Annotated in this window: 22 protein-coding genes; 14 read left to right on the top strand and 8 right to left on the bottom strand. The window is 72.0% G+C overall.

Annotation, left to right across the window (positions count from 1 at the left end; all coding sequences use genetic code 11):
- The first annotated feature begins 294 nt into the window (after positions 1-294).
- The 4 genes from B4N89_RS35740 to B4N89_RS50200 all read left to right on the top strand — a co-directional run bounded on the left by B4N89_RS35740 (position 295) and on the right by B4N89_RS50200 (position 3446).
- Positions 295-990 carry a response regulator transcription factor gene (locus B4N89_RS35740; protein ID WP_414646448.1) on the top strand — a complete coding sequence of 232 codons (696 nt, stop codon included), beginning with the start codon at positions 295-297 and terminating at the stop codon, positions 988-990.
- Positions 987-2600 carry a sensor histidine kinase gene (locus B4N89_RS35745; RefSeq protein ID WP_235619107.1) on the top strand — a complete coding sequence of 538 codons (1614 nt, stop codon included), beginning with the start codon at positions 987-989 and terminating at the stop codon, positions 2598-2600. Before B4N89_RS35740 ends, B4N89_RS35745 begins: the two co-directional genes overlap by 4 nt.
- Before the next feature lie 196 nt (positions 2601-2796).
- Positions 2797-3216, top strand: a complete 420-nt coding sequence (locus B4N89_RS35750; RefSeq protein WP_078980602.1) for a hypothetical protein — start codon at positions 2797-2799, stop codon at positions 3214-3216.
- Positions 3213-3446: a hypothetical protein gene (locus tag B4N89_RS50200; protein ID WP_078980603.1), complete on the top strand. Its 234-nt coding sequence runs from the start codon at positions 3213-3215 to the stop codon at positions 3444-3446. The genes B4N89_RS35750 and B4N89_RS50200 overlap by 4 nt, the downstream gene beginning before the upstream one ends.
- A gap of 122 nt (positions 3447-3568) precedes the next feature.
- Here the strand turns inward: B4N89_RS50200 and B4N89_RS35760 are convergent, their stop codons facing one another.
- Complete coding sequence (locus tag B4N89_RS35760; RefSeq protein ID WP_235619108.1) at positions 3569-4285, bottom strand: GNAT family N-acetyltransferase; 717 nt, start codon at positions 4283-4285, stop codon at positions 3569-3571.
- 209 nt (positions 4286-4494) lie between these two features.
- Between B4N89_RS35760 and B4N89_RS52775 the strand changes: the two genes are divergently transcribed.
- From B4N89_RS52775 to B4N89_RS35770, 3 genes are all read left to right on the top strand, one after another.
- Positions 4495-4629: a hypothetical protein gene (locus B4N89_RS52775; protein WP_268812566.1), complete on the top strand. Its 135-nt coding sequence runs from the start codon at positions 4495-4497 to the stop codon at positions 4627-4629.
- A 288-nt stretch (positions 4630-4917) separates the two neighbouring features.
- Complete coding sequence (locus B4N89_RS35765) at positions 4918-6150, top strand: LLM class flavin-dependent oxidoreductase (RefSeq protein ID WP_078980605.1); 1233 nt, start codon at positions 4918-4920, stop codon at positions 6148-6150.
- A 73-nt stretch (positions 6151-6223) separates the two neighbouring features.
- Entirely contained in the window at positions 6224-7615 is a 1392-nt protein-coding gene (locus B4N89_RS35770) for an NtaA/DmoA family FMN-dependent monooxygenase (protein ID WP_078980606.1), read from the top strand.
- 65 nt (positions 7616-7680) lie between these two features.
- On the opposite strand, the gene B4N89_RS35775 is transcribed toward B4N89_RS35770, so the two are convergent.
- Positions 7681-8379, bottom strand: coding sequence for a class F sortase (locus B4N89_RS35775; RefSeq protein ID WP_101897427.1), 699 nt, complete (start codon positions 8377-8379; stop codon positions 7681-7683).
- The gene (locus B4N89_RS35780) at positions 8372-9157 is read right to left on the bottom strand and encodes a hypothetical protein (RefSeq protein ID WP_143658199.1); all 786 of its coding nucleotides are present in this window, start codon (positions 9155-9157) and stop codon (positions 8372-8374) included. The genes B4N89_RS35775 and B4N89_RS35780 overlap by 8 nt, the downstream gene beginning before the upstream one ends.
- Before the next feature lie 252 nt (positions 9158-9409).
- Here B4N89_RS35780 and B4N89_RS35785 point away from each other — a divergent pair, with 252 nt between their 5' ends.
- Positions 9410-9838 carry a DUF3052 domain-containing protein gene (locus tag B4N89_RS35785; RefSeq protein WP_078980608.1) on the top strand — a complete coding sequence of 143 codons (429 nt, stop codon included), beginning with the start codon at positions 9410-9412 and terminating at the stop codon, positions 9836-9838.
- 57 nt (positions 9839-9895) lie between these two features.
- On the opposite strand, the gene B4N89_RS35790 is transcribed toward B4N89_RS35785, so the two are convergent.
- A complete protein-coding gene (locus B4N89_RS35790) occupies positions 9896-10498 on the bottom strand; it encodes a helix-turn-helix domain-containing protein (RefSeq protein ID WP_078980609.1) in 603 nt (200 codons plus the stop codon).
- A 77-nt stretch (positions 10499-10575) separates the two neighbouring features.
- Here B4N89_RS35790 and B4N89_RS35795 point away from each other — a divergent pair, with 77 nt between their 5' ends.
- The 4 genes from B4N89_RS35795 (at position 10576) to B4N89_RS35810 (ending at position 16486) form a co-directional block, all read left to right on the top strand.
- Complete coding sequence (locus B4N89_RS35795; RefSeq protein ID WP_078980610.1) at positions 10576-12024, top strand: MFS transporter; 1449 nt, start codon at positions 10576-10578, stop codon at positions 12022-12024.
- Positions 12025-12181: 157 nt separating this feature from the next.
- A complete protein-coding gene (gene asnB / locus B4N89_RS35800) occupies positions 12182-14023 on the top strand; it encodes an asparagine synthase (glutamine-hydrolyzing) (RefSeq protein ID WP_078980611.1) in 1842 nt (613 codons plus the stop codon).
- 77 nt (positions 14024-14100) lie between these two features.
- Positions 14101-15372 carry a cytochrome P450 family protein gene (locus B4N89_RS35805; RefSeq protein ID WP_414646449.1) on the top strand — a complete coding sequence of 424 codons (1272 nt, stop codon included), beginning with the start codon at positions 14101-14103 and terminating at the stop codon, positions 15370-15372.
- A gap of 127 nt (positions 15373-15499) precedes the next feature.
- Entirely contained in the window at positions 15500-16486 is a 987-nt protein-coding gene (locus tag B4N89_RS35810) for an L-tyrosine/L-tryptophan isonitrile synthase family protein (protein WP_078980612.1), read from the top strand.
- Positions 16487-16493: 7 nt separating this feature from the next.
- On the opposite strand, the gene B4N89_RS35815 is transcribed toward B4N89_RS35810, so the two are convergent.
- Complete coding sequence (locus B4N89_RS35815; RefSeq protein ID WP_078980613.1) at positions 16494-17150, bottom strand: FMN-dependent NADH-azoreductase; 657 nt, start codon at positions 17148-17150, stop codon at positions 16494-16496.
- 150 nt (positions 17151-17300) lie between these two features.
- Positions 17301-17672: a MarR family winged helix-turn-helix transcriptional regulator gene (locus B4N89_RS35820; protein ID WP_078980614.1), complete on the bottom strand. Its 372-nt coding sequence runs from the start codon at positions 17670-17672 to the stop codon at positions 17301-17303.
- A 100-nt stretch (positions 17673-17772) separates the two neighbouring features.
- Here B4N89_RS35820 and B4N89_RS35825 point away from each other — a divergent pair, with 100 nt between their 5' ends.
- Complete coding sequence (locus B4N89_RS35825) at positions 17773-19269, top strand: MFS transporter (RefSeq protein ID WP_078980615.1); 1497 nt, start codon at positions 17773-17775, stop codon at positions 19267-19269.
- 110 nt (positions 19270-19379) lie between these two features.
- On the opposite strand, the gene B4N89_RS35830 is transcribed toward B4N89_RS35825, so the two are convergent.
- Positions 19380-19865: a hypothetical protein gene (locus B4N89_RS35830; RefSeq protein WP_078980616.1), complete on the bottom strand. Its 486-nt coding sequence runs from the start codon at positions 19863-19865 to the stop codon at positions 19380-19382.
- Positions 19866-20029: 164 nt separating this feature from the next.
- On the opposite strand from B4N89_RS35830, the gene B4N89_RS35835 reads away from it, so the two are divergent.
- Positions 20030-21121 carry a M4 family metallopeptidase gene (locus B4N89_RS35835; protein WP_235619109.1) on the top strand — a complete coding sequence of 364 codons (1092 nt, stop codon included), beginning with the start codon at positions 20030-20032 and terminating at the stop codon, positions 21119-21121.
- Between the two features lie 36 nt (positions 21122-21157).
- On the opposite strand, the gene B4N89_RS50205 is transcribed toward B4N89_RS35835, so the two are convergent.
- On the bottom strand, positions 21158-21368 hold a 211-nt coding region (locus B4N89_RS50205), incomplete at its 5' end, for a hypothetical protein (protein ID WP_201261068.1).

Here is a 21368-nt window from a genome sequence, read left to right on the forward strand (position 1 = left end):
GACGCGCGTCTCGTCGGGAGCCCCGTGTTTTTGGAGTCCCGAACGCCGGCGGCGGCCACTGGCTGCCTGCGCGGCCCGAGGGGCAGCGTGTGCCGGGGGCCTTCTGCCTGTTCGGGCAGGTTTTCGGCGGGCTCTTGCTTCGGTTGCCGCCGCCCTGGTCCCGTCCCCGGAGCCGCGTGTGCGGGGGATACTCGCGGCGTAGAGTCCGACCACCTTTGGGAGGGCCGGTGAGTGTGGGGTGGTGGACGGGTGGTTGAGGGGGAGGGGGCTGCGGGGGCGGCTCGGATATTGGTTGTGGATGACGATCCTGCCATTCGGCGGGCCCTCGAGCGGGGGCTGCGGTTGGCCGGCTATCGGGTGCAGTTGGCCTCGGATGGGGCGGCGGCGTTGGCTGCGGTCGGGACCGGAGAAGGGCTCGGGGGGCAGGCGGCGCCGCAGGCGATCGTGCTCGACGTGGCCATGCCCGGGCTTACCGGGATCGAGGTGTGTGCCGCGTTGCGTGAGCGCGGGGTGGATACCCCGGTGCTGATGTTGTCCGCTCGGGACGAGACCGTCGACCGGATCACCGGGCTGGAATCGGGTGCGGACGACTACCTGGTCAAGCCCTTCGACCTGCGCGAACTCGAACTCAGGCTGCGTGCGCTGTTGCGTCGTCGACCGCCGGCCCCGGTCGGGGATCGGGTGCTGCGGGCAGGGCCGCTGACCCTGGACGGTGCCGCGTATCTGGCCACCTACGAGGGTGAGCCGGTGAACCTGACCGCTCGCGAGTTCGCGCTGCTCGACGTGTTCGTGCGCAATGCCGGGCTGGTCCTGACTCGGGACCAGTTGCTGGCCCGGGTATGGGGCTACGACTTCGAGGTGCGGACCGATGTGGTCGACACCTTCGTGAGCTACCTGCGCCGCAAGTTGGAGGCCGGTGGCAGGCCGCGCCTGTTGCACACCGTGCGCGGGGTGGGCTTCGTGCTTCGCGTGTCGGACGGCCGGCGGTGAAGGCGGCAGATGTGGACCGGGCGGTGAACGTGGCCGGCGGGGGTGCGCCGTCCGCGCCCGCCGGTGGACCCGTATCCGTCGAGGCCGGCCGCCGGCCGTCGGGCGCCACCTCCCCGGCCCGGCGCCGGCGACTGTCGATGCGGTTGTCCACCCGGATCGCGCTCGCCGTCGGCATCCTGGTTCCCCTCCTCGTGATCGCGGCCGGAAGTCTGGTTGTGCGGTGGGTCACCGCTGATGTGACTCACCGTCAGGACGTCACGTTGCGGCAGCGCGCCGATCGGCTTGCTCCGGATGCTCGGGCGCTTCTGCGTGCCGTCGAGAACGATCGGGAGAATGCCGTGCGGGTCCGGGAGACCAAGCTGTTCGACGGGGCGCTCGACGTCGGGGTGCGCGTCGAACTGCCCGGCGGGCCGGTCGCCGCCGGGCCGCAACCGCCGCCCGAGGTGGCGCTGCCGGAGAATCGGCGGTCCGGGCCTGTCACCGTGCGCTCCGGCGGCAAGGCCTGGCGCGTGATCACCCGGCCGCTGGGTGCGACGCGCTCCGGGGCGTCGGCGACGCTTCGGGTGTTCCAGCCGACGGCGGAGACCGAGGCCCGTACCGCGCTGCTGCGCCGCCGGGTGTTCGTGGTCGCGCTGTTCGCCGTACCGATCTCCGCCCTCGCCGGCCTGGTCGTCGCCGGCACGACCACCCGCTCGTTGCGGGCGCTGCGCCGACGGGCGGCGGCGATCGAACCGGACGACCGGGAGCGGCCGGACGTACACGTCCCGTCGGGTGTGGCCGAGGTGGACGAACTCGGTCGCACTCTCGCGGACGTGCTCGGGCGCTACGACGTGCAGACCGCGCGGACCCGGGACGCCCTGGACACGGCGAGCGCGTTCGCCGCGACCGTCGACCACGAACTGCGCGGGCCGCTCACCGGGATGCGAACCGACCTCGACGTGCTCGTCGGCTACCCCGACCTGGCGGCGCACGAGCGCATCGAGGTACTGGCCGACCTGACCGCCGGCCACGAGCGGATCCTGTCCCTGCTCGCCTCGCTGCGCGCCCTCGCCCAGGGCGACCTGGCCGACGCGCAATCCTTCGAGCGGGTGGACCTGGTCGAACTCGCCCACGAGGCGGCCCACGACGCGCGGATTCGGCAGCCAGGCGCGGAGGTCGAGGTGGTCGGCTCCGGCGAGGTCCGGGTCGACGGCCTGCGCCCGGGACTGCGCCTGGTCGTGGACAACCTGATCGGCAACGCGCTGGTGCACGGACGCGGCCCGCACGGGCCGACCCCGATCCGGGTCGCCGTCGAGGCGGTGCCCGACGGCGTCCGGATCCGGGTGGACGACGCCGGCCCGGGGATTCCGGTCGACCGCCGCGCGGCGGTCTTCGAGCGCTTCCGGCGCGGACCGGACAGCCCGGGAGCCGGTCTGGGGCTGACCCTGGTCGCCCAGCAGGTCGAGCTGCACCGGGGCCGGGTCACGGTCGCCGACTCGCCCGCGGGCGTCGGTACGCGCGTCGAGGTCGTGCTCCCGCTACGGCACCCGGCGGCGGACGCGACCGGCGACGACGGGATCCGGCACGACTGGCTCACCCGCGAACCGGAGGCGGTCGACACCGCGAAGTGAGCCTCCAGAAGCCTCGGAGACCGCCAGACCGCCAGACCGCGAAACCGGGAGACCGGCGGACCGGGCGCCCCCCGGCCGAGTCCCGCTTCACAAAAACCCCACAGACGGCTCACAAGAACCCCACAGATCGGCGACCTACTCTCGCGGCACGCCACCCCGCAGCGGGGCGGTGAACCGTGAACTCGGGAGATCCACCATGTCTCGCCGTACCACCACTTCGCGCGCCCGCGCGCCCCGGCGCCTCGCCACTCTGGGCGCCCTCGCCGCCCTGACCACCGTCGGCGCCCTGGTCTCGGCACCCGCCGCCCAGGCCGGACCGATGCCCGCCGGCGACAAGCACAAGCCGGCCATCTGCAAGCGTGTCCCGACCGTCGACACGCGTCTGACCAAGGCGATCGAGCGGCTGGGCGGCGACGCGACCGTCAAGGGGTCCATCGCACACCTGCAGGCGCGCATCGCCGAGGCGGACAAGCTCAACCGGCCGGCCGTGAAGACCTACCTGAACGACAAGTTGACGACGCGTCAGCGTCTGTTGCCGGAACTCAAGCAGCGCAAGGCCGACCTGGCGAACGTCAAGACGTGGTGCGACACGCAGCCGTCCGCCGCGGGCAAGTGACCGGCGCGCGCCGCCGGATCGGCGGACTCGTCGTGGCGGCGCTCGCCCTCGGTGTCACCCTGACCGGGTGCGGCGGCTCGGACGGCGGCGACAACGGCTCGAAACCGGCCGGCAGCCGGGCCACGCCCGCCGACGCGCCCTCGGACATGGCCTCGGCGGTGGCCGAGGCGGAGAAGGCCGCCGACCGCGCCGACCAGGACGCCACGGCGGCCGAGGCCCCGCCGGGCTGACGGCCCCACCGGTCCTCGCAGGCCCCGGGAGCGCACGGGCGCACCGAGCCACGGCGATCGGTACGTACACACCGGCGGGCCGCACGAGCGGCCCGCCGGCCCCACGCCCACCCGCCGGCCGCCTACCGCGCGTTCACTCCGGCGACGGGCTCGTCCGCCGGGACCCGTACGGCGAGGAAGGTCGGGGTGTGCCGCAGCCGGAAGCCCAGCGACTCGTACAGCCGTATCGCGTCGGCGTTCCCGGCCGAGGCATGCAGGAACGGAGTCTCGCCCCGATCCCGTATCCCGGCCACCAGAGCCAGGACCAGCCGCGTCGCCAGTCCCCGTCCCCGGTGCGCCGGATCGGTACACACCGCGCTGAGTTCGGTCCAGCCGGGCGGATGCAGGCGCTCCCCGGCCATCGCGATCAGCGCGCCGTCGTGGCGGACGCCGAGATAGGTGCCCAGTTGGATGGTGCGGGGCAGGAACGGCCCGGGCTCGGTACGGGCGACCAGATCCAACATCTCCGGTACGTCGGCGGCGGTGAGCCGGACCAGCGAGTCGTCGGGGATGCCCACCACGACGTCGCCCAGGAGTTGTACGCCCGCCAGTCGCATCACCACGTCCCAGTCCTCGGGCGGCCGCAGGGTCTGCCCATTGGCCAGTGGTATGACCGCGCCGGGACCGGCCAGGGCGGCCAGATCCGCCCAATCCGCCGCGTCCGGATCGTCCGGCAGCGCCGCGAACGGCGATACGTCGACGGGATAACGCCGCACCCGCCCCTTGCTCTCGGCGAGGCCGGCATGCGGTCCGGTCAAGGACGTGTAGGCCACGTTGTCCAACACCCGCAGGTCGCTCACGCGGCACCGCCCGGCCATCGGGACTGAGACATGATCCGCAGGCTACGAGCATGTTCCCGCTCCGTCAAAGGGTGTTCACGGTTCGAAACGACGCCCGGGGCCGGCCCCGACCGGGTCGATGGACAAGACCGGACGGGCTGCGTTAGCGTCGCGATGTCGACCGATGCAATGTCGACCGATACCGGGGGAACGATCGCATGAGCGGGTGGATGAGTACGGCGAATCGCCGCGCCACACCTGCCGCGTACCCCCGCACCGCCGCCGGTGCGATGTCGCCTCGGGCGCGGTTGACCCGGCGCCTGTTCATCGATCTGCGCCGCTCCGCCGGCTCCCTGTGTCACTGACCGGGTAGCACCCTCCGCCCACCCGGGCCCACACGGCCGCTCCACGAAACGACCCGTTCCGCACGCGACATCGCGCGCGGCAGGACTCGTGGTCGGTCGATTCCGCGCATGAACCGCCGCCCGTGGCAGGCAACTTCGGCATGCCCCCCTGCGGGCCGTCCGGCGACGCCGCGTGCCCGGGCGGCCGACTCATGGCGTGCGTCGCCCCGGCAGGGATCCGGCTTCGCCACCGTCATTCACCTTCGCCACCGTCATCCGCCGTGCCCGTCGAAAGCGAGAACCGAACCCATGTCATCCGTACCGAACCCCGCGACCCCCCTCCACCTGGCCGTGGCTCTCGACGGCGCCGGTTGGCATCCGGCCGCCTGGCGCGAACCCGACTCCCGCGCCGACGAGTTGTTCACCGCCCGCTACTGGACCGACCTGGTCGCGGAGGCGGAGGCCGGACTGCTCGACTTCGTCACCATCGAGGACGCGCTCGGCCTCCAGTCCACCGGCTTCGATCGCATCGACGACCGGATCGACCAGGTGCGCGGTCGACTGGACGCGGTGTTGATCGCCGCCCGCGTCGCGCCGTCGACCCGGCACATCGGGCTGATCCCGACGGCGACCGTGACGCACACCGAGCCGTTCCACGTCTCGAAGGCGATCGCCACCCTCGACTACGTGAGCCTGGGCCGGGCCGGCTGGCGGGCGCAGATCTCCCGGCCGGTGGACAACGCCCACTTCGGGCGGCGCGAGCAACCGGCGTTCACGTTCGCCGACCTCGGGAAGCCCGAGGCGGTGGCCGCGGTCGCGGAAACCTTCGCCGAGGCGCGGGACTTCGTCGAGGTGGTGCGCCGACTGTGGGACAGCTGGGAGGACCACGCGGAGATCCGTGACGCGGCGACCGGCCGCTTCATCGACCGCGACAAGCTGCACTACATCGACTTCGTCGGGCCGAGGTTTCGGGTCCGAGGCCCGTCGATCGTGCCGCGCCCGCCGCAGGGTCAGCCGCTGGTCACCGTGCTGGCCCACGACACCGTGCCCTACCGGCTCGGCGCCGACTCGGCCGACGTCGTGTACGTGACCCCGCGCGACCACGACCACGCGCGGGACATCGTCACCGAGATCCGAGCCGAACAGCGGCTCGCGGGACGGGAGTCGCAGACCGTGCACGTCTTCGGCGACGTGGTCGTCGTCCTCGACGAGAGCACCACGGCGGCGCGCGAGCGCAAGGCACGCCTCGACGACCTCGACGGCGCGGAGTACGCGAGCGACGCGCTCGTATTCACCGGCACCGCCGTCGAGTTGGCCGACCTGCTCCAGGACTGGCAGCACGCCGGGCTGACCGGATACCGCCTGCGCCCGGCCGCGCTGCCCCACGATCTGCGCGCCATCACCCGCGAGTTGATACCCGAGTTGCAGCGTCGCGGCGTCTTCCGCACCTCCTACGACGCGGGTTCCCTGCGTTCCCGCCTCGGCCTGCCGCGTCCCGCGAACCGCTACGCCGCGCCCGCGCCGGCCGCCGCCGCGTCGTGACTTCGGCGCACCCACTCGTCGCACCACCCGTCTCGCCACCGGTCTCGCCACCCGTACGAAGGAACCCATCCCGATGAGCAAGCCACACAAGCAGATCATCCTCGGCGCCTACCTGGGCGGGGTGAACCACCACACCCTGTGGTCCGATCCCGAAGCCGGCAGCCAGATCGACTTCGCCTCCTTCCGGCACGCGGCGCAGACCGCCGAGCGTGGCCGGTTCGACTTCTTCTTCCTCGCCGAGGGCCTGGCGCTGCGCGAACGCCTCGGCCTGATCTTCGACCAGGACGTCGTCGGCCGCCCGGACACCCTGCCGGTGCTCGCCGCGCTCGCCGCCGTCACCGAACACCTGGGCCTGATCGGCACGATCAACGCGACTTTCAACGAACCCTACGAGCTGGCCCGCCAGTTGAGTTCGCTCGACCATCTGTCGGGCGGCCGGGCCGGATGGAACGTGGTCACCTCGTTCGACGCGTTCACCGGCGCCAACTTCCGCCGCGCCGACTTCCTGCACCGGGACGAGCGCTACACCCGAGCCGGCGAGTTCCTGGCCGCGGCCCGCGAACTGTGGGACTCCTGGGCGGCGGACGCGGTGGCCGCCGACCGGGAGGCGGGGGTCTTCCTGCGCGATGCCAAGGCCGGCGAATTCGCGTTCGACGGCGCACAGTTCGACATCTCGGGCCGATTCACCACGCCGCGCAGTCCGCAGGGCAGGCCGGTGATCCTACAGGCCGGCGTCTCACCGCAGGGGCGCGACTTCGCCGCCGGCGGGGCCGACGCGATCTTCTCCCCGTACCACCGCCTCGACGAGGCCCAGGAGTTCTACCGGGACATCCGGGCCCGGGCCGCCCGACTCGGCCGCCCCGCCGACGCGGTCAAGCTGCTGCCGCACGCGTCCTTCGTACTGGGCGAGAGCGAGGCCGACGCGATCGAACGCCATCGCGACATCACCCGGCGCCAGATCGGCGGACGCACCGCGCAGATCCTCCTGGAGACGGTCTGGAACCGCGACCTGTCCGGGTACGACCCCGACGGGCCGCTGCCCGATGTGGATCCCGACCCCGAGGGCCCGCCCGTGATTCGCGGCCGGGCCCGGATCGCCGAGGACGCGCACCGCAGGGTGGCCGAATGGCGTGCGCTCGCCGAGGCCGAGTCGTACTCGCTGCGCGATCTGGCGATCCACGTCTTCGGCCGCACCGAGTTCGTCGGCACACCCGAGCAGGTCGCCGACCGGATCGACACGTTCGTCCAGCAGGACGGCTCCGACGGGTTCATCCTCGGCTCGCACCTGACCCCCACCGGCCTGGACGAGTTCGTCGACAAGGTCGTGCCGCTGCTCCAGGAACGGGGTTCGCTGCGCACCGACTACACCGGTACGACGCTGCGCGACAATCTCGGCCTGCCGTACCCGAACGCACACCCGGACGTACAACCGAACGTACAACCGGACACGACCCGGGTGGCCTGAGCCACGACGTCCCCATGCCCGGTCGTCGCGGACGACGACCGGGCATGGGGACGCGCGAGGGTGGGTCAGCGCGAGCCCGTCAGGTGCGCGAACAGGATGGTGTTGTCCTGGTAGCCGCCCTTGTCGGCGTCATAGTCGCCGCCGCAGGTGATCACCCGCAACTCGGCGCGGTTCAGGTCGCCGTAGACCCGCTGGGTCGGGAAGTCGGTCTTGGTGAAGCGTTCCACCGCGTCGACGGTGAAGATCGCGGTGCTCTGGTCGGCCCGGCGGATCTCGACGGTGGCGCCCGGACGCAGGTTGCCCACTTCGTAGAAGACGGCGGGACCGGCGGCCGAGTCGAGGTGGCCGACCAGTACGGCCGGGCCGAGTTCGCCGGGGGTGGGTCCCTGGTCGTACCAGCCGGCGCGGCGCTCGTCCTCGGCGGGCGGTACCTGCACGGCACCGTCGGCGTCGAGACCGACCGAGGTCACGGGAGCGTGCACGCCGATTTCCGTGATGTCGACCGTGACCGGCTCGGAACGGGCCAGGATCGGTCCCTCCGGCGGTGCCGGCGCCGCTGCGGAACCAGCGGGATCGCCGAGTGCGCCGGCGGCCGGGGAAGGGGCCGCCGTGGCAACGGACTTGGGCGCGGCCGTGGCCGTCGCGGGCGGGCGACGGTTCTGGTAGCCGATCACGCCGAGTACGACACCGCACACCACCGCCGCGACGGCCACCACCAGCAGGAGGCGGCGGCCGACGCGACGAACGAAGGACGTGTCAGCCACGCAGGCTGCCCCGACGCAGTGCGAACGCACCGGCGCCCGCACCCGCGACGGCCAGCGCGCCGCCCAGGGCGAGCAGACCGGCGTCGGACTCGGTGGTCCCGCCCGAGCCACCGGCGACGGCGCCGACCGGCGTGGTCTTCGTCTGCGTCCCGTGGTGGGCCGCCGGCTGGACCACGTGGTGCGGCTTGGTCGTGTCGTTCTTGTGGTGCACGTGCTTGGGCCGATCGTGCTTCGGGCGCTCGTGCTTGGGGTGTTCGGGCTTCGAGTGCGCGGGCTTGTGGTTGTGCACGATGTTCGTCGTGTGGTTGTTGTTGATGTTCACCGTGTTGTTGGTCGTGTGATTGACCGTCACGTGCGACGTGCTCACGGTGGTGTTCGTGACGTGGTTGATCACGACCGGCCGGTGGATCGGCTTGTGGTCGGGCTTGCCGGCCGGCTTGTGGTCGGAATTGTGGTCCGGCTTCCCGGACGGCTTGTGATCGGGCTTGTCGGCAGGCTTGTCGGCGGGCTTCTCGGCCGGCTTGTGGTCGGGCTTCCCGGCCGGCTTGTGGTCCGGCTTCCCGCTCTGGCAGTCGTGCGTGGGCCGGGGGCAGCGGCCCACGCCGTCGGCGGTGCGCGCGGCCTGGTCGTCGTCGGACCCAACACTGGTGCCGGTCGCCGGGGCCTTGAGGGTCTTGCTCTGCGGGCCGAGGCCTTCGGCCGCGGCGGCCGTGCCGCCCATGGCTACGGCCAACAGGCCGGCGGCTACCGTGGTGCTAAGGACACGAGTGGTACGCATCAGCGTTGTTCTCTCCTTCGCGGCCGGCGCGTGATCGGTGATCCGATGGGGAACGCGGCGGCGCATCGGAGGGTTGCCTCGCTTAGTGCGAATATCACTCTTTGTAGCTTTTTTGACACATATGGACGATCGCGCCGCCGGCCGGGGCCGCGCCCTCGGCAACGACCTTCCGCGTGGATCACCGCGAGCACCGTTCGTATCTGCTTGGCTACTGAGCGACGTGAAAGGCGCGTCGGTATCCGGGAGGCAGCGATGAGCACAACCGAGTACGAGCAGACCAACCCCGCCGTCCGGCTGGACCTCGAACCCGGCCGGATCGTCCAGGAATTGGGCTACGACGACGACGTCGACCACGACCTCCGCGAGGGCATCGAGTGGCTGACGGGCCACGACCTCGTCGACGAGGACTACGACGACATCGCCGACGCCGTGCTGCTCTGGTTCCGCGCCGAGGACGGCGACCTCGCCGACACGCTGCTCGACGTCGTCGGCCTGCTTCCGGAGGACGGCGCCGTCTGGCTGCTCACGCCCAGGCCCGGCCGGGACGGCGCGGGCGAGCCCGACGCGATCGAGGACGCCGCGCGCAACACCGGCCTGAGCCGGACCCCGGCCGTCGACGTCGGCGCGGACTGGGAGGCAACCCGGCTGACCGTCGCCGGAAGCCGGCCGTCCTGGGGCTGACCGCCGACGCCTTTCGAGCCGGGCCCGGGAGCTGCCGCGGCCTGCCGTCGACCGTCGTCACTCGGGATCGGCGGCGCTGCGGGGCTTGGCGCGTACGTGCATACGTTCGCCCTGGCGGCCGAAGAGGCTGAGCACCTCGACCGGCCGTTCGTCCGCGCTGCTGAACCAGTGCGGGACCCGGGTGTCGAACTCGGCGGCCTCGCCCGGGCCGAGGACCAGATCGTGCTCACCGAGGATCAGCCGCAGCCGGCCCTCCAGCACATACAGCCACTCGTAGCCCTCGTGGGTACGGAAGGCGGGCTCGGTGCCCCGGAACGGGATGATCATCTTGAACGCCTGGAGCGGGCCGGGGGTGCGGGTGAGGGGGATGAACATACCGCCGCTGGGCAGCGGGTGCGGGTTCAGCCGGATCCGGGGATCCCCCACCTCCGGGGCCCCGACCAGATCGTCCAGCGGCACCCGGTACACGCCCGCCAGCGGCAGCAGCAACTCCAGCGTGGGCCGCCGTTGCCCGGACTCCAGTCGGGACAGCGTGCTCTTGGAGATGCCGGTCGTCTCGGACAGCGCGGCGAGCGTGAGACCACGCTCGGCCCGCAGCCGCCGAAGGCGGGGCGCGACCTCGTCGAGGACCGCTCGGTAGGGGGGTGCGTCGTCCGTCATGCGGGCATTCCACCGTGCCGTCCCCATCTTGGCAACACGAGTTGCCGGGGTGGGGGAGCCGGTGCAGCCTCCTCGCCATGACCTCAGAGATTTCGCGGGATGTGCGGGTGACCCACGATGTGCGGCCGGCGTCGGGCTCGGTGCGGTGGGCGCTCGCCGGGCTGTGCCTGTCCATGTTGTTGTCCTCGCTGGGCACGAGCGTCGCCAATGTCGCGCTGCCGACGCTGGCGGATACGTTCTCCGCCTCCTTCGCCCGGGTTCAGTGGATCGTGCTGGCCTACCTCCTGGCCATCACCACCGTGATCGTCGGCGCCGGCCGACTCGGCGACCTGATCGGGCGCCGCCGGCTGCTCCTGGCCGGGATCGGCGTGTTCACCGGGGCCTCGGTGTCGTGCGGCCTGGCACCGACCCTGGAGACGCTGATCGCCGCCCGCGCCGCGCAGGGTCTGGGGGCGGCCGTGATGATGGCGCTCACCATGGCGTTCGTCGGCGAAACGGTGCCCAGGGAGCGGACCGGGAGCGCGATGGGGCTGCTCGGCACGATGTCCGCCGTCGGCACCGCGCTCGGTCCGTCGCTCGGCGGCGCGCTGATCGCCGGGCCGGGGTGGCGGGCGATCTTCCTGGTCAACGTGCCGCTGGGGATCCTGGCCCTGTTCCTGGCACACCGGCACCTGCCGACCGACCGCCGCGAGCCCGGGGCCGACCGACCCCGCTTCGACCACGTGGGCACGCTGCTGCTGGCCGGGACGCTCGGCGCCTATGCCCTCGCGATGACCGTCGGGCGCGGCGGATTCGGCGCGCTCAACGCGGCGCTGCTCGTGGCGGCCGGGCTCGGCGTCGCGCTGTTCGTACGGACCGAGGCGCGGGCGGCGTCCCCGCTGATCCGGTTGGCGATGTTCCGCGAGCCGGCGCTGAGCGCGAGTCTGGCCACGAGTGCGCTGGTGTCGACGGTGATGATGGCCACGCTCGTGGTGGGGCCGTTCCACCTCGCGCGGGCGCTCGGCCTCGGCGACGCGCTCGTCGGACTCGTCATGTCGGTCGGCCCGGTCGTCGCCGCGCTCACGGGGATACCGGCCGGCCGGATCGCGGACCGCTTCGGCGCACGGCGGATGACCGTCGTCGGGCTGATCGCGATATCCGTCGGCGCGTTCGCCCTGGCGCTGACCTCGGGACACCTCGGACCGGCCGGCTACCTGGCCCCGATCGTGGTGACGACCGCCGGATACGCGGTGTTCCAGACCGCGAACAACACCGCCGTGATGGCCGACGTCCGGCCCGACCGACGCGGGGTGGTCTCCGGCATGCTCAACCTGTCGCGCAACCTCGGCCTGATCACCGGCACATCGGTGATGGGCGCGATCTTCGCGCTCGCCTCGGGCGCACACGACGTGACCACGGCACGCCCCGACGCGGTGGCGGCCGGCACCCGGATCACCTTCGCCGTGGCGGGAGTCCTGATCGTCGCGGCGCTCGTCATCACGCTCCTCGCCCGACGCCCCGCCGCCGGCCCCGCCCCGACCACGTGAACCGGACCGCGTGAACCCACCCGCGCGGCCGGGAACTTTGTCGGTCGGACGGACGACTGCTCGGGTGGAACGACGAGGGCGGGGGCGTCCCGGCGGCGCCATCGACCCCGCCCCGATCCCTCCGCAGCCGACGCCTCGACCGAAGGACGGATCACGCATGTGTGGAATCGCCGGCTGGGTGTGCCTCCGGCCCGACGGGCGCCCGCGCCGAACGGTCGTCGAGGCGATGACCTCGACCCTGACCCCGCGCGGCCCGGACGCGGGGGACGTATGGGCGGGCGCACACGCGGCGTTCGGTCACCGCCGCCTGGCCGTGCTCGACCTCGCGGGCGGCACGCAGCCGATGGGAGACCGGCCCGAGGACCCCCGAGTGGTCCTCGTGTACAGCGGCGAGGTGTACAACCACCACGAGCTGCGGGCCGAACTCCGCCGTGCCGGGCACCGGTTCCGCACCCGCAGCGATACCGAGACGGTGCTTCGCGCCTACCTCGAATGGGGCGACGCGTGCGCGGAACACCTGGAGGGGATGTACGCGTTCGCGATCTGGGACCTGCGGTACGACCGCCTGGTCCTGATCCGCGACCGATTCGGCGTCAAGCCGCTGTACTGGGCGCGCGTGCGTGACGGCATCGCCTTCGCGTCCGAGCCCAAGGCCCTGTTCGCCCACCCCGAGATACGACCGCGCGTGGACGCGGACGGACTGCGCGCGGCCTACGGGCTGCTCTTCGACACCGGACCCACCGTCTGGACCGGGATCCACGAGCTCGAACCCGGCTCGATCCGCACCCTCGACCGCGCCGGAACGCGCGAACACCGGTACTGGCAACTGGCGGTAGGCCCACACCACGACGACCGCGACACCACCGTGGAACGGGTGCGCGCCCTGGTCGAGCACGCCGCCCGCAGCCAACTGGAGGCGGACGTACCGGTGTGCAGCCTGCTGTCCGGCGGCCTGGACTCCACCGTGGTCACCGCGCTGCTCGCCGACGAACTGCGGCGCCGCGAGGGCCCCGACGCCCGGATCCGCTCCTACGCGGTCGACTACACCGACCAGGCCGACACGTTCACCGCCGACATACTGCGCACCGGCCACGACACCCCGTACGCCGCCGAAGCGGGCCGGTTCATCGGCACCGAGCACGACACGGTGGTCCTGGACCCGCGTTCCCTGCTCGACCCGGAGCACCGACGCGCGGTCGTCGCCTGCCGCGACTCGCCGATCGGCGTCGGTGACATGGACACCTCGCTGTACCTGCTGTTCGGCGAGATCCGCCGGCACGCCACCGTCGCGCTGTCGGGAGAGGCGGCCGACGAAGTCTTCGGCGGCTACCCGTGGTTCCACAGTCCCGCCGCACGCGCCGCCGACACCTTCCCGTGGCTCCTGGTCACCGGCGACGAGGCCGCGATGCCGCTGCATCCCGACGTCGCGGGCGCCCTGCGCATGGGCGAATACCGGGCGGACACCTACCGCACCGCGCTCGCCGCCGTTCCGCACGCCGCGCACGAGAGCGCCGAGGAGCACCGGCTGCGCGAACTGCGGCACCTGTCGCTGACCCGCTGGCTGCGCCAACTCCTGCACCGCAAGGACCGGTTGAGCATGGCCCAGGGTCTGGAGGTGCGGGTGCCCTACTGCGATCACCGCCTGGTCGAGTACGCCTACGACGTGCCGTGGTCGCTGCACTCCTTCGACGGTCGGGAGAAAAGCCTCTTGCGAGCCGCCGCCGGCGAGACACTCGCTCCCCGCTCGGTCCGGGAGCGGCCCAAGAACCACTACCCGGCCACCCATCACCCCGACTACAACCGGGGATTGCAGGACCTGGCCCGGGACGCCCTCGACGGACACGGCGGACAGGTCCGCGCGCTCGTCGACGAGACGGTGATCAAGTCCTGCCTCGACACGCCCGCGCACGAACTGCCGTGGGGACACCGGCTGCGCCTGGAACGAGTGGTCGACCTGGGCCTGTGGCTGGACGTGTACCGACCGGAGATCACCATCTGAGCCCCGACCGGCACCCGATCCACACCGCTGCCCAACCACCGCCCCCGCACCGCACCGCACCGCAGGAGACGCACCCCGTGACCCGGATCGAACCCGGTACGAACCGCCCCGACCGCACCGAGAACGCCCCGCACGCCGTCGAGTTGTACGGGCGCGAGTACAAACGCGACCCCTACCCCCTGTACGCCAAGCTCCGCGCCGCCGGCCCGATCCACCGGGTGCGCTTCCCCAGCGGGGTGGGCGCCTGGCTGATCACGGGCTACGAGGCCGCGCACGCCACCCTCAATGATCCCCGGCTGGGCAAGAACCACGACCTGGGCAACGACCGTTGGCGGGCCCTGGCCTCGATCATGCCCGAGCCGCAACACACCGAACTCCAGGTGCATCTGCTCCACCAGGACCCGCCCAAGCACACCACCATGCGCCGCCTGGTCACCGACGCCTTCGCACCGCGCCGGGTCGACGCGCTGCGACCCCGGATCCAGGAGATCGCCGACGACCTCGTCGACGCCATGCCGGCCGGCGGGGGAGCGGACGTCGTGGCCTGCTTCGCGGCCCGCTTCCCGTTCCGGGTGCTCGCCGAGGTCATCGGTCTGCCCGAGGGGTTCGCGGCCCGGTTTCGGCGCGAGTGGTGCAAGGTGGTGCAGCCCGTCGGTCCGAGAGACCCGCGCCGGGCCGGGTACGAGGCGCTGCTGCGCGAACTCCAGGGCTATATCGCCGACCTCGTCGCCGATCGCCGGGCCGATCCGGACGACGACGGCCTGCTCGGCCGACTGGTCGCCGCGCACGCCGCCGGCGAACTGACCCGGGCCGAGCTGGATTCGATGATCTTCCAACTCCTGGTCGCCGGACAGGAGCCCGTGACCAACCAGATCAGCACCGCCCTGATTACCCTCCTGCGGCACCCCGGACACCTGGACCGACTCCGCGAGGACCCCGCGCTCCTGCCCGCCGCCGTAGAGGAACTGCTGCGCTACGACAGCGCGTTCGAACTCACCACCTGGCGCTTCCTCGCCGCGGACGACGATCTGCACGGCACCCCCGTACCCGCCGGCGACTCGGTGATCGTCTCACTGTGCGCGGCCAACCGGGACCCGAGACGTTTTCCCGACGCGGACACCCTCGATTTCGACCGCAGCCCCAATCCGCACCTCGCCTTCGGCCACGGCATCCACTTCTGCCCGGCCGCCGCACTGGCCCGGGTCGAACTCCAGGTCGCGCTCGGCACGCTTGTCGCCCGCCTGCCGGGATTGGCCCCGGCCGTGCCGGTCGACGACGTCGAGTGGATCCCCGCCGTGCTCGCGCGCGGTGTCGACGCGCTGCCGGTCACCTACACCGAGCGGGCCTGACCACACCTCGGCCCCCGAACCACCTTTTCCCACAGGCACATTCGCGCGCCCCGGCCGGCACCGCGCCGGGGTGCCCCGCTGTCCTGCGCCCACCAACCCGCCGCTCAGCCCGTGGAGAGCCGACGCCATGCACGCCATCGACCGCCGCGACCGCCCGGGTCCCACGCAGACCGCCGCGATCAGCGCCGCGATCCTGGAACTGCTCCTGCCACACCGCCGTGCGGCGGAACGCGACCTCGACCCGGGCCGCGAATCGGTCGCCGACTTCCCCGAACAACTCGACCGACTGGCCGACTTCGTCGCCAGGGGCGAACCCGTGGTGTTCGCGCTGCCGGGCTTCCCCTGCAAATCGCCCAACCCGGCCAAGGTCCTGGGACATCTGCCCGACGAGGGCGAACGGCTGAGCCTGGCCTTCCTGGACGGGCTGTGCGCGTCGGTGGCGGCCGTACACCCGCCCGGCGCCCGGATGTTGATCTGCTCCGACGGCCACGTCTTCGCCGACCTCGTCCGGGTCCCGGACGCGCACGTCGACGCCTACACCGACGAACTGCGCGCCGTCATCGCCGACAACGACCTGGACCGGCTGAGCGTGTTCGACCTGCGCGACGTGCTGGGCGACGATCCGACCGGCCGGACCGGCCCTCGCACACACGCGGACAAACGTGCCTGGCTGCACGCGCGCCACGCCCCGACCCTGGCCGAATTGCGGGCCCAAGTCCGGTCCGACGAGGACACGTTGCGGCTGTACCGGGGCATCACCCGGTTCCTGTTCGAGGACACCGCCGACTTCCCCGGCACCCGTTCCGCGCTGCAACGCGACTGCCGCGACCGCGCCTACGGCGTCATCCAGCGCAGCCGGGCCTGGAGCGACCTGATCGCCGAACACCACCCGCGCGCGGTACGCCTGTCCATCCATCCGCAGCGGCGCGGCGCCGACAAGTTCGGGATCCGTCTGCTGGACGCCCCCGACGTATGGGCCACCCCGTGGCATGCAACCGTGCTCCGCCGGCCCGACGGCCCTCCGCGCCTGCTCCACCGCGCGGAGGCCGCGCGCCTGGGCACCCTGATCCACCACGACGGCCGCCCCAGCCACTTCTCCCAGGCGGCCCACTGACAACGGGCTACCCCGCCCGCACCGCATCCCGGTCGGCCAGTGATTCCAGGGTCCGGTAGGCCCGTTCGAGAGACTGCTCGGCGAGCGGCTTCAGGGCGGACATCTGCGGCACGACGGCGGCGAGCGTCAACTCGGCGGGTACGAAGGCGGTCAGGTCGTCGGTGAGGCCGATGGCCCGCAGGACGGCGCGCAGATAGGGCTCCTGGTGGTCCCAGCCCGCGCGCGGCGTGCCCGGGGCGTACGAACCGCCCCGAGGACTGATCACGATCACGGACGTGCCCGCCAGGGGGCCGGGTTCGCCGCCGGGCACCGCCATGGTGGCCGGGGAGACGACCCGGTCCAGCCAGGACTTGATCGTGGACGGGATCGAGTAGTTGTACATCGGCACGCCCATCACCACCGTGCTCGCCGCGCGCAACTCGGCGTTGAGCGCGGTGGTCAGCGCCCATTCGTCCGCCGGCGCGCCGTGTGCGGCGCCCGGGTCGACCAGCGCCTCGCGCACCGCGTGGGTCAGGTGCGGGATCGGCTGGGCGGCCAGGTCCCGGTAGGTGTACGCGCCGCTCGGGTGGCGTTCGCGCCAGCGGGCGGCGAAGTGGGCGGACAGGTCCCGGGATACGGATCCGGTCCGACGCATGCTGGCGTCGAGATGCAGGAGGGAGGGCACGCTCGGCCTCGAATCGTCGCAGTGTCGGTTCGGCACGGTGCCGGAAGCCGTCGCGGGAGGCGATCCGACTCGGGATCGGCCCTGTGCGGCGGCCGGCGAGGACGACCGTAGACATTGACGCCGGCGTGAAGGCAAGCGTGCCCGGCGGGCTCAGACCAGGTGTTCGCCGAGTACGGCGAGTTGGGTCGCCCGGGCCTGCTCGTGCAGGGCGCGGCCCTTGTCGGTGGCGATGACGAAGACGCCCCGGCGGTCGCTCTCGCACATCGCGCGCTGCACCAGGCCGCACTTCTCGAGGCGGGCCACGGCGCGCGAGGACGCGCTCTGGCTCAGGTGCAGATCGACGACGAGATCGTGGATGCGGGACTTGCAGCCCTCCGCGTCGACCAGGCGGTCGAGGACCTCGTACTCACTCATCGTGAGGTCGTGTCGGGCCTGAAGAGCGCGATCGAGTTCGTGCGCCACCCGGCTGTACCGCGACAACAGCTCGCGCCAGCTCTCGATCAGCGGGTCCTTCGTCTTCATTGCGTCACGGTAGCGCCGGCCGCCGTAACATGCAAGCAAATTTATTGCACCCACATTTAATGCGTAGACATTCAATGCGTGCGCATGTACGTTCTTGCCCATGGCTTCAACAGTCGAGACCTACGCGGGACCGTCCTCCCGCGAGCACTCCGTCCCCTCGTCCTCCTCGTCGGCCGAAACACCGTCCGGTTCGCACTGGACCCCCAGACTCTGGGGCGTCCTGGCCGTGCTGTGCCTCGTGCTCTTCCTGGATGGCCTCGATGTCTCGATGGTCGGCGTCGCGCTGCCGTCGATCGGCCACGAACTCGGCCTGTCGGCGACCTCTCTGCAATGGATCGTCAACGGCTACATCCTCGGCTACGGCGGCCTGCTGATGCTCGGCGGTCGCACCGCCGACCTGCTCGGGCGCCGTCGGGTCTTCCTGATCGCCCTCGCCGTCTTCGCCGGCGCCTCGCTGCTCGGCGGCATGGTCGACAGCGGCGGCCTGCTGATCGCCACCCGCTTCATCAAGGGCCTGGCCGCCGCGTTCACCGCGCCCACCGCCCTGTCCATCCTCACCACGACGTTCCCCGAGGGCCCCGCCCGCAACCGGGCGCTGTCCGTCTTCTCCGTCTTCGGCGCCAGCGGCTACTCCTCCGGCCTGATCCTCGGCGGCCTGCTCACCGAGTTCGGCTGGCGCTGGACCTTCCTGATCCCCGTGCCGCTCGCCATCCTGGCGCTGATCGGCGGCTGGTTCCTGATCCCGCGCGACCGTCCCGCCGACTCCGGCGGCCACGACGTGGTCGGCGCGGTCACCCTCAGCGGCGGCATGCTGCTGGCCGTCTACACCGTCGTCTCCGCACCCGAACGGGGCTGGGGCGCACCGCTGACCCTCGGCTCGATAGTCCTGGCCGCCGCCCTGCTCACCGCGTTCGTCCTGGTCGAGAAGCGCATCGCGCACCCGCTCGTGCGGTTCGGCATCCTGCGCGTCGGCACCGTGGTCCGGGCCAACCTGAGCATGGTCGCGCTGATGGGCTCCTACATGAGCTTCCAGTTCATGATGACCCTCTACCTCCAGGACGGGCTGGGCTGGTCCGCGCTGCGGATGGCGCTCGCGCTGCTGCCCGCCGGCCTGGTCGTGGCCTTCGGCTCGCCGTTCACCGGCAAGCTGATCAACCGCTACGGCACCGCGCCGCTGCTGATCGCCTCGATGGCCTCGATGAGCCTCGGCTACGTGTGGTTCCTCGCCACCGCCGGCACCACGCCGAACTACGCGTTGGCGGTGCTGCCCACCATGCTGCTCCTGGGCGGCGGCTTCGCCTTCGGCTTCAGCGCGATCATGGCCCAGGCCACCGAGGGCATCGAGGACTCCGAGCAGGGTCTCGCCTCCGGCCTGGTGCAGACCTCCGGCCAGGTCGGCGCGGCCCTCGTGCTCGCCGTGGTCACCGCGCTGACCACCGGTGCCAAGGCCGGCGACGCCGACTTCGGCTCCTACCGTCCCGGCGCCAACCTCGTCACCGGCGTGGCCGTGGTCGGACTCCTGCTCAACCTGGTCCCGCTGCTCGGCGCCAAGCGTCGCGGCACCGACGCGGACGACTCCATCGCGAACGTCCGGTAGCCCGGACGGCGCGCGGACGGCTCGACATCCGCAACGGCGAGGCGGGTGCCGGCCCCGGATTCGGAACACGAATCCGGGGCCGGCACCCGCCTTTTCCGCTCATCCGGGCGCTACGCGTCCGGATCGATCAGCCCGACCCACGCGCGCCGCAGGTCCGCGAGCGCGACCCGCTCGGCGGGCGCGGCGCCGACGGCGCACAGGGTCCGTGCGTGCGCGTCGGCCAGGGCCACATGCGCGGCGGTCGCGCGCCCGTTGGCGACGGCGTCCTCCCGGGCCTGACGCAGCGCGGATGTGCCCAGGTCCAGCGCGACGGCGACGTCGTACTCCCGCGCGGCCTCCAGGATCGTCACCCACCTCGCGAACACGGCCGGGAAGCCCGGCGGGATGCGCCCGGCCAAGTGCGCGGCCTGCGCGACGAGTTCCCGGCGCCCCCGATCCACGGCCGCGTCCCGCGGCTGCTCGGCGAGCCGCTCCCGGACGTTCGCCAACTCCAGAAGCATCAGTTCCAGCAACCGCTCGTGCCGCTCCCGCAGGAGATACGCGGACCGCGGATAGGCCGCGATCCCGTGCCTTCGGCCCCGTCCGAACACCGCCACGCACCCCACATTGCTCCCTGTGACCGGTCGGCGACAAGCCGATTCGGAAGGATGGCGGGAGTAGCCGGAATGTGCCGATGACCGCCGCCGGCCTTGACCGCGCCCCGACGGGGTGTGAACGTGTCGCTCGCGCGACGAACCCGCCTTCCACCCGGGGAGACCGGATGCATCGCACCACGCTGACCATCGGCTCGTGCCTGGCCCTGGTGATCGCCCTGCTGCTCGGTACCACGCAGAGTTCGAACGCGGACCGCCTCCGATCGACGCCCGCCGCCGCACTGGTGTCCGGGACCGGACACGGTGCGTGGAACGGGCCCGACCCGCTCGCGATCGACACCACGGGCACCGGCGGGTCGTACTCGCTGCGCGACCCGAACCGGTTCAATCTGCTCTGCAAGAGCTACCGCACCGGCAACGTCTACACCAAATCGGTCAACGACTGGGGCGACGGCAACCCGACCAGGCTGGAGACCGCCTGCGTCGACGCCATGTGGGCGGCGCAGAAGCAGTTCGACATGTTCCGCAACTGGCTGGGCCGCAACGGGCAGAACGCGCAGGGCGGGGCGTGGCCGCTGCGTGTGGGCCTGCCCGATGTGGGCCTCTACTGGAATTCGACGAGCAAGACCATCGACATCGGGCATACCGGCCCCACCTACGATACGTGGGTCACCCAGATGGATCTCGTGGGCCGCGAATACGGACACGCCGTCGACGAGACGGCGCCCGGTTGGCCGTTCCGGGATCCGGGACTGGCCGAGGGCTTCGCCGACATCATGGGCACGCTGACCGAGGCGTACGCCAACGAGCCGCTGCCGTACGACGAGCCGGACTACCTGATCGGCGAGAAGGTCAACCTGCTCGGCACGGGGCCGCTGCGCTTCATGTACGACCCCTCGCTCGCGGGCCACGAGAACTGCTACTCCTCGGCGATCCCGACCATGGAGGAGTACCGGGCATCGGGCGTGCTGAACCACTGGTTCTACCTGCTCGCCGAGGGCAGCAGCCCCGGCGGTGGCAAGCCGACCAGTCCGACCTGCAACAACTCGACGGTCACCGGGGTCGGTATCCGGATGGCCGGCAAGGTCGTCCACCAGGCGCTGCAGATGCGGGTGAAGGGCACGGGTTACGGGCGCGAGCGCCTACTGACCCTCGCCGCCGCCAAGCAGTTGGATCCCACCTGCGTCGTGTTCCGGGCCACGCAGGCCGCGTGGAACGCGGTCCGCGTCCCGGTCGGGCCCGATCCGCTGTGCCCCTGAGCAGGGCGGCGCCCGGGTCGGATCCGCCGCCCGACCTCAGCCGGCCAGGTCCCAGACGGTGACCTCCATGCGTACCGGGGTCTCGCCGGCGGGCACCGAGGTCAGCTTGAAGTACGCGGTGCGGCCCTCGTCGGTCACGGCGCAGAAGCGGGAGCCCAGGGCCAGTTCGCCGCCCAGGTAGGAGCCGCGTTTGCGGACCGCCTCGGCGCAGTCGGCCGCCGTCGGGTCGGGGCTGCCGGCGGGGAGC

It is taken from the genome of Embleya scabrispora (assembly GCF_002024165.1).
In the GTDB taxonomy this organism is placed as follows: domain Bacteria; phylum Actinomycetota; class Actinomycetes; order Streptomycetales; family Streptomycetaceae; genus Embleya; species Embleya scabrispora_A.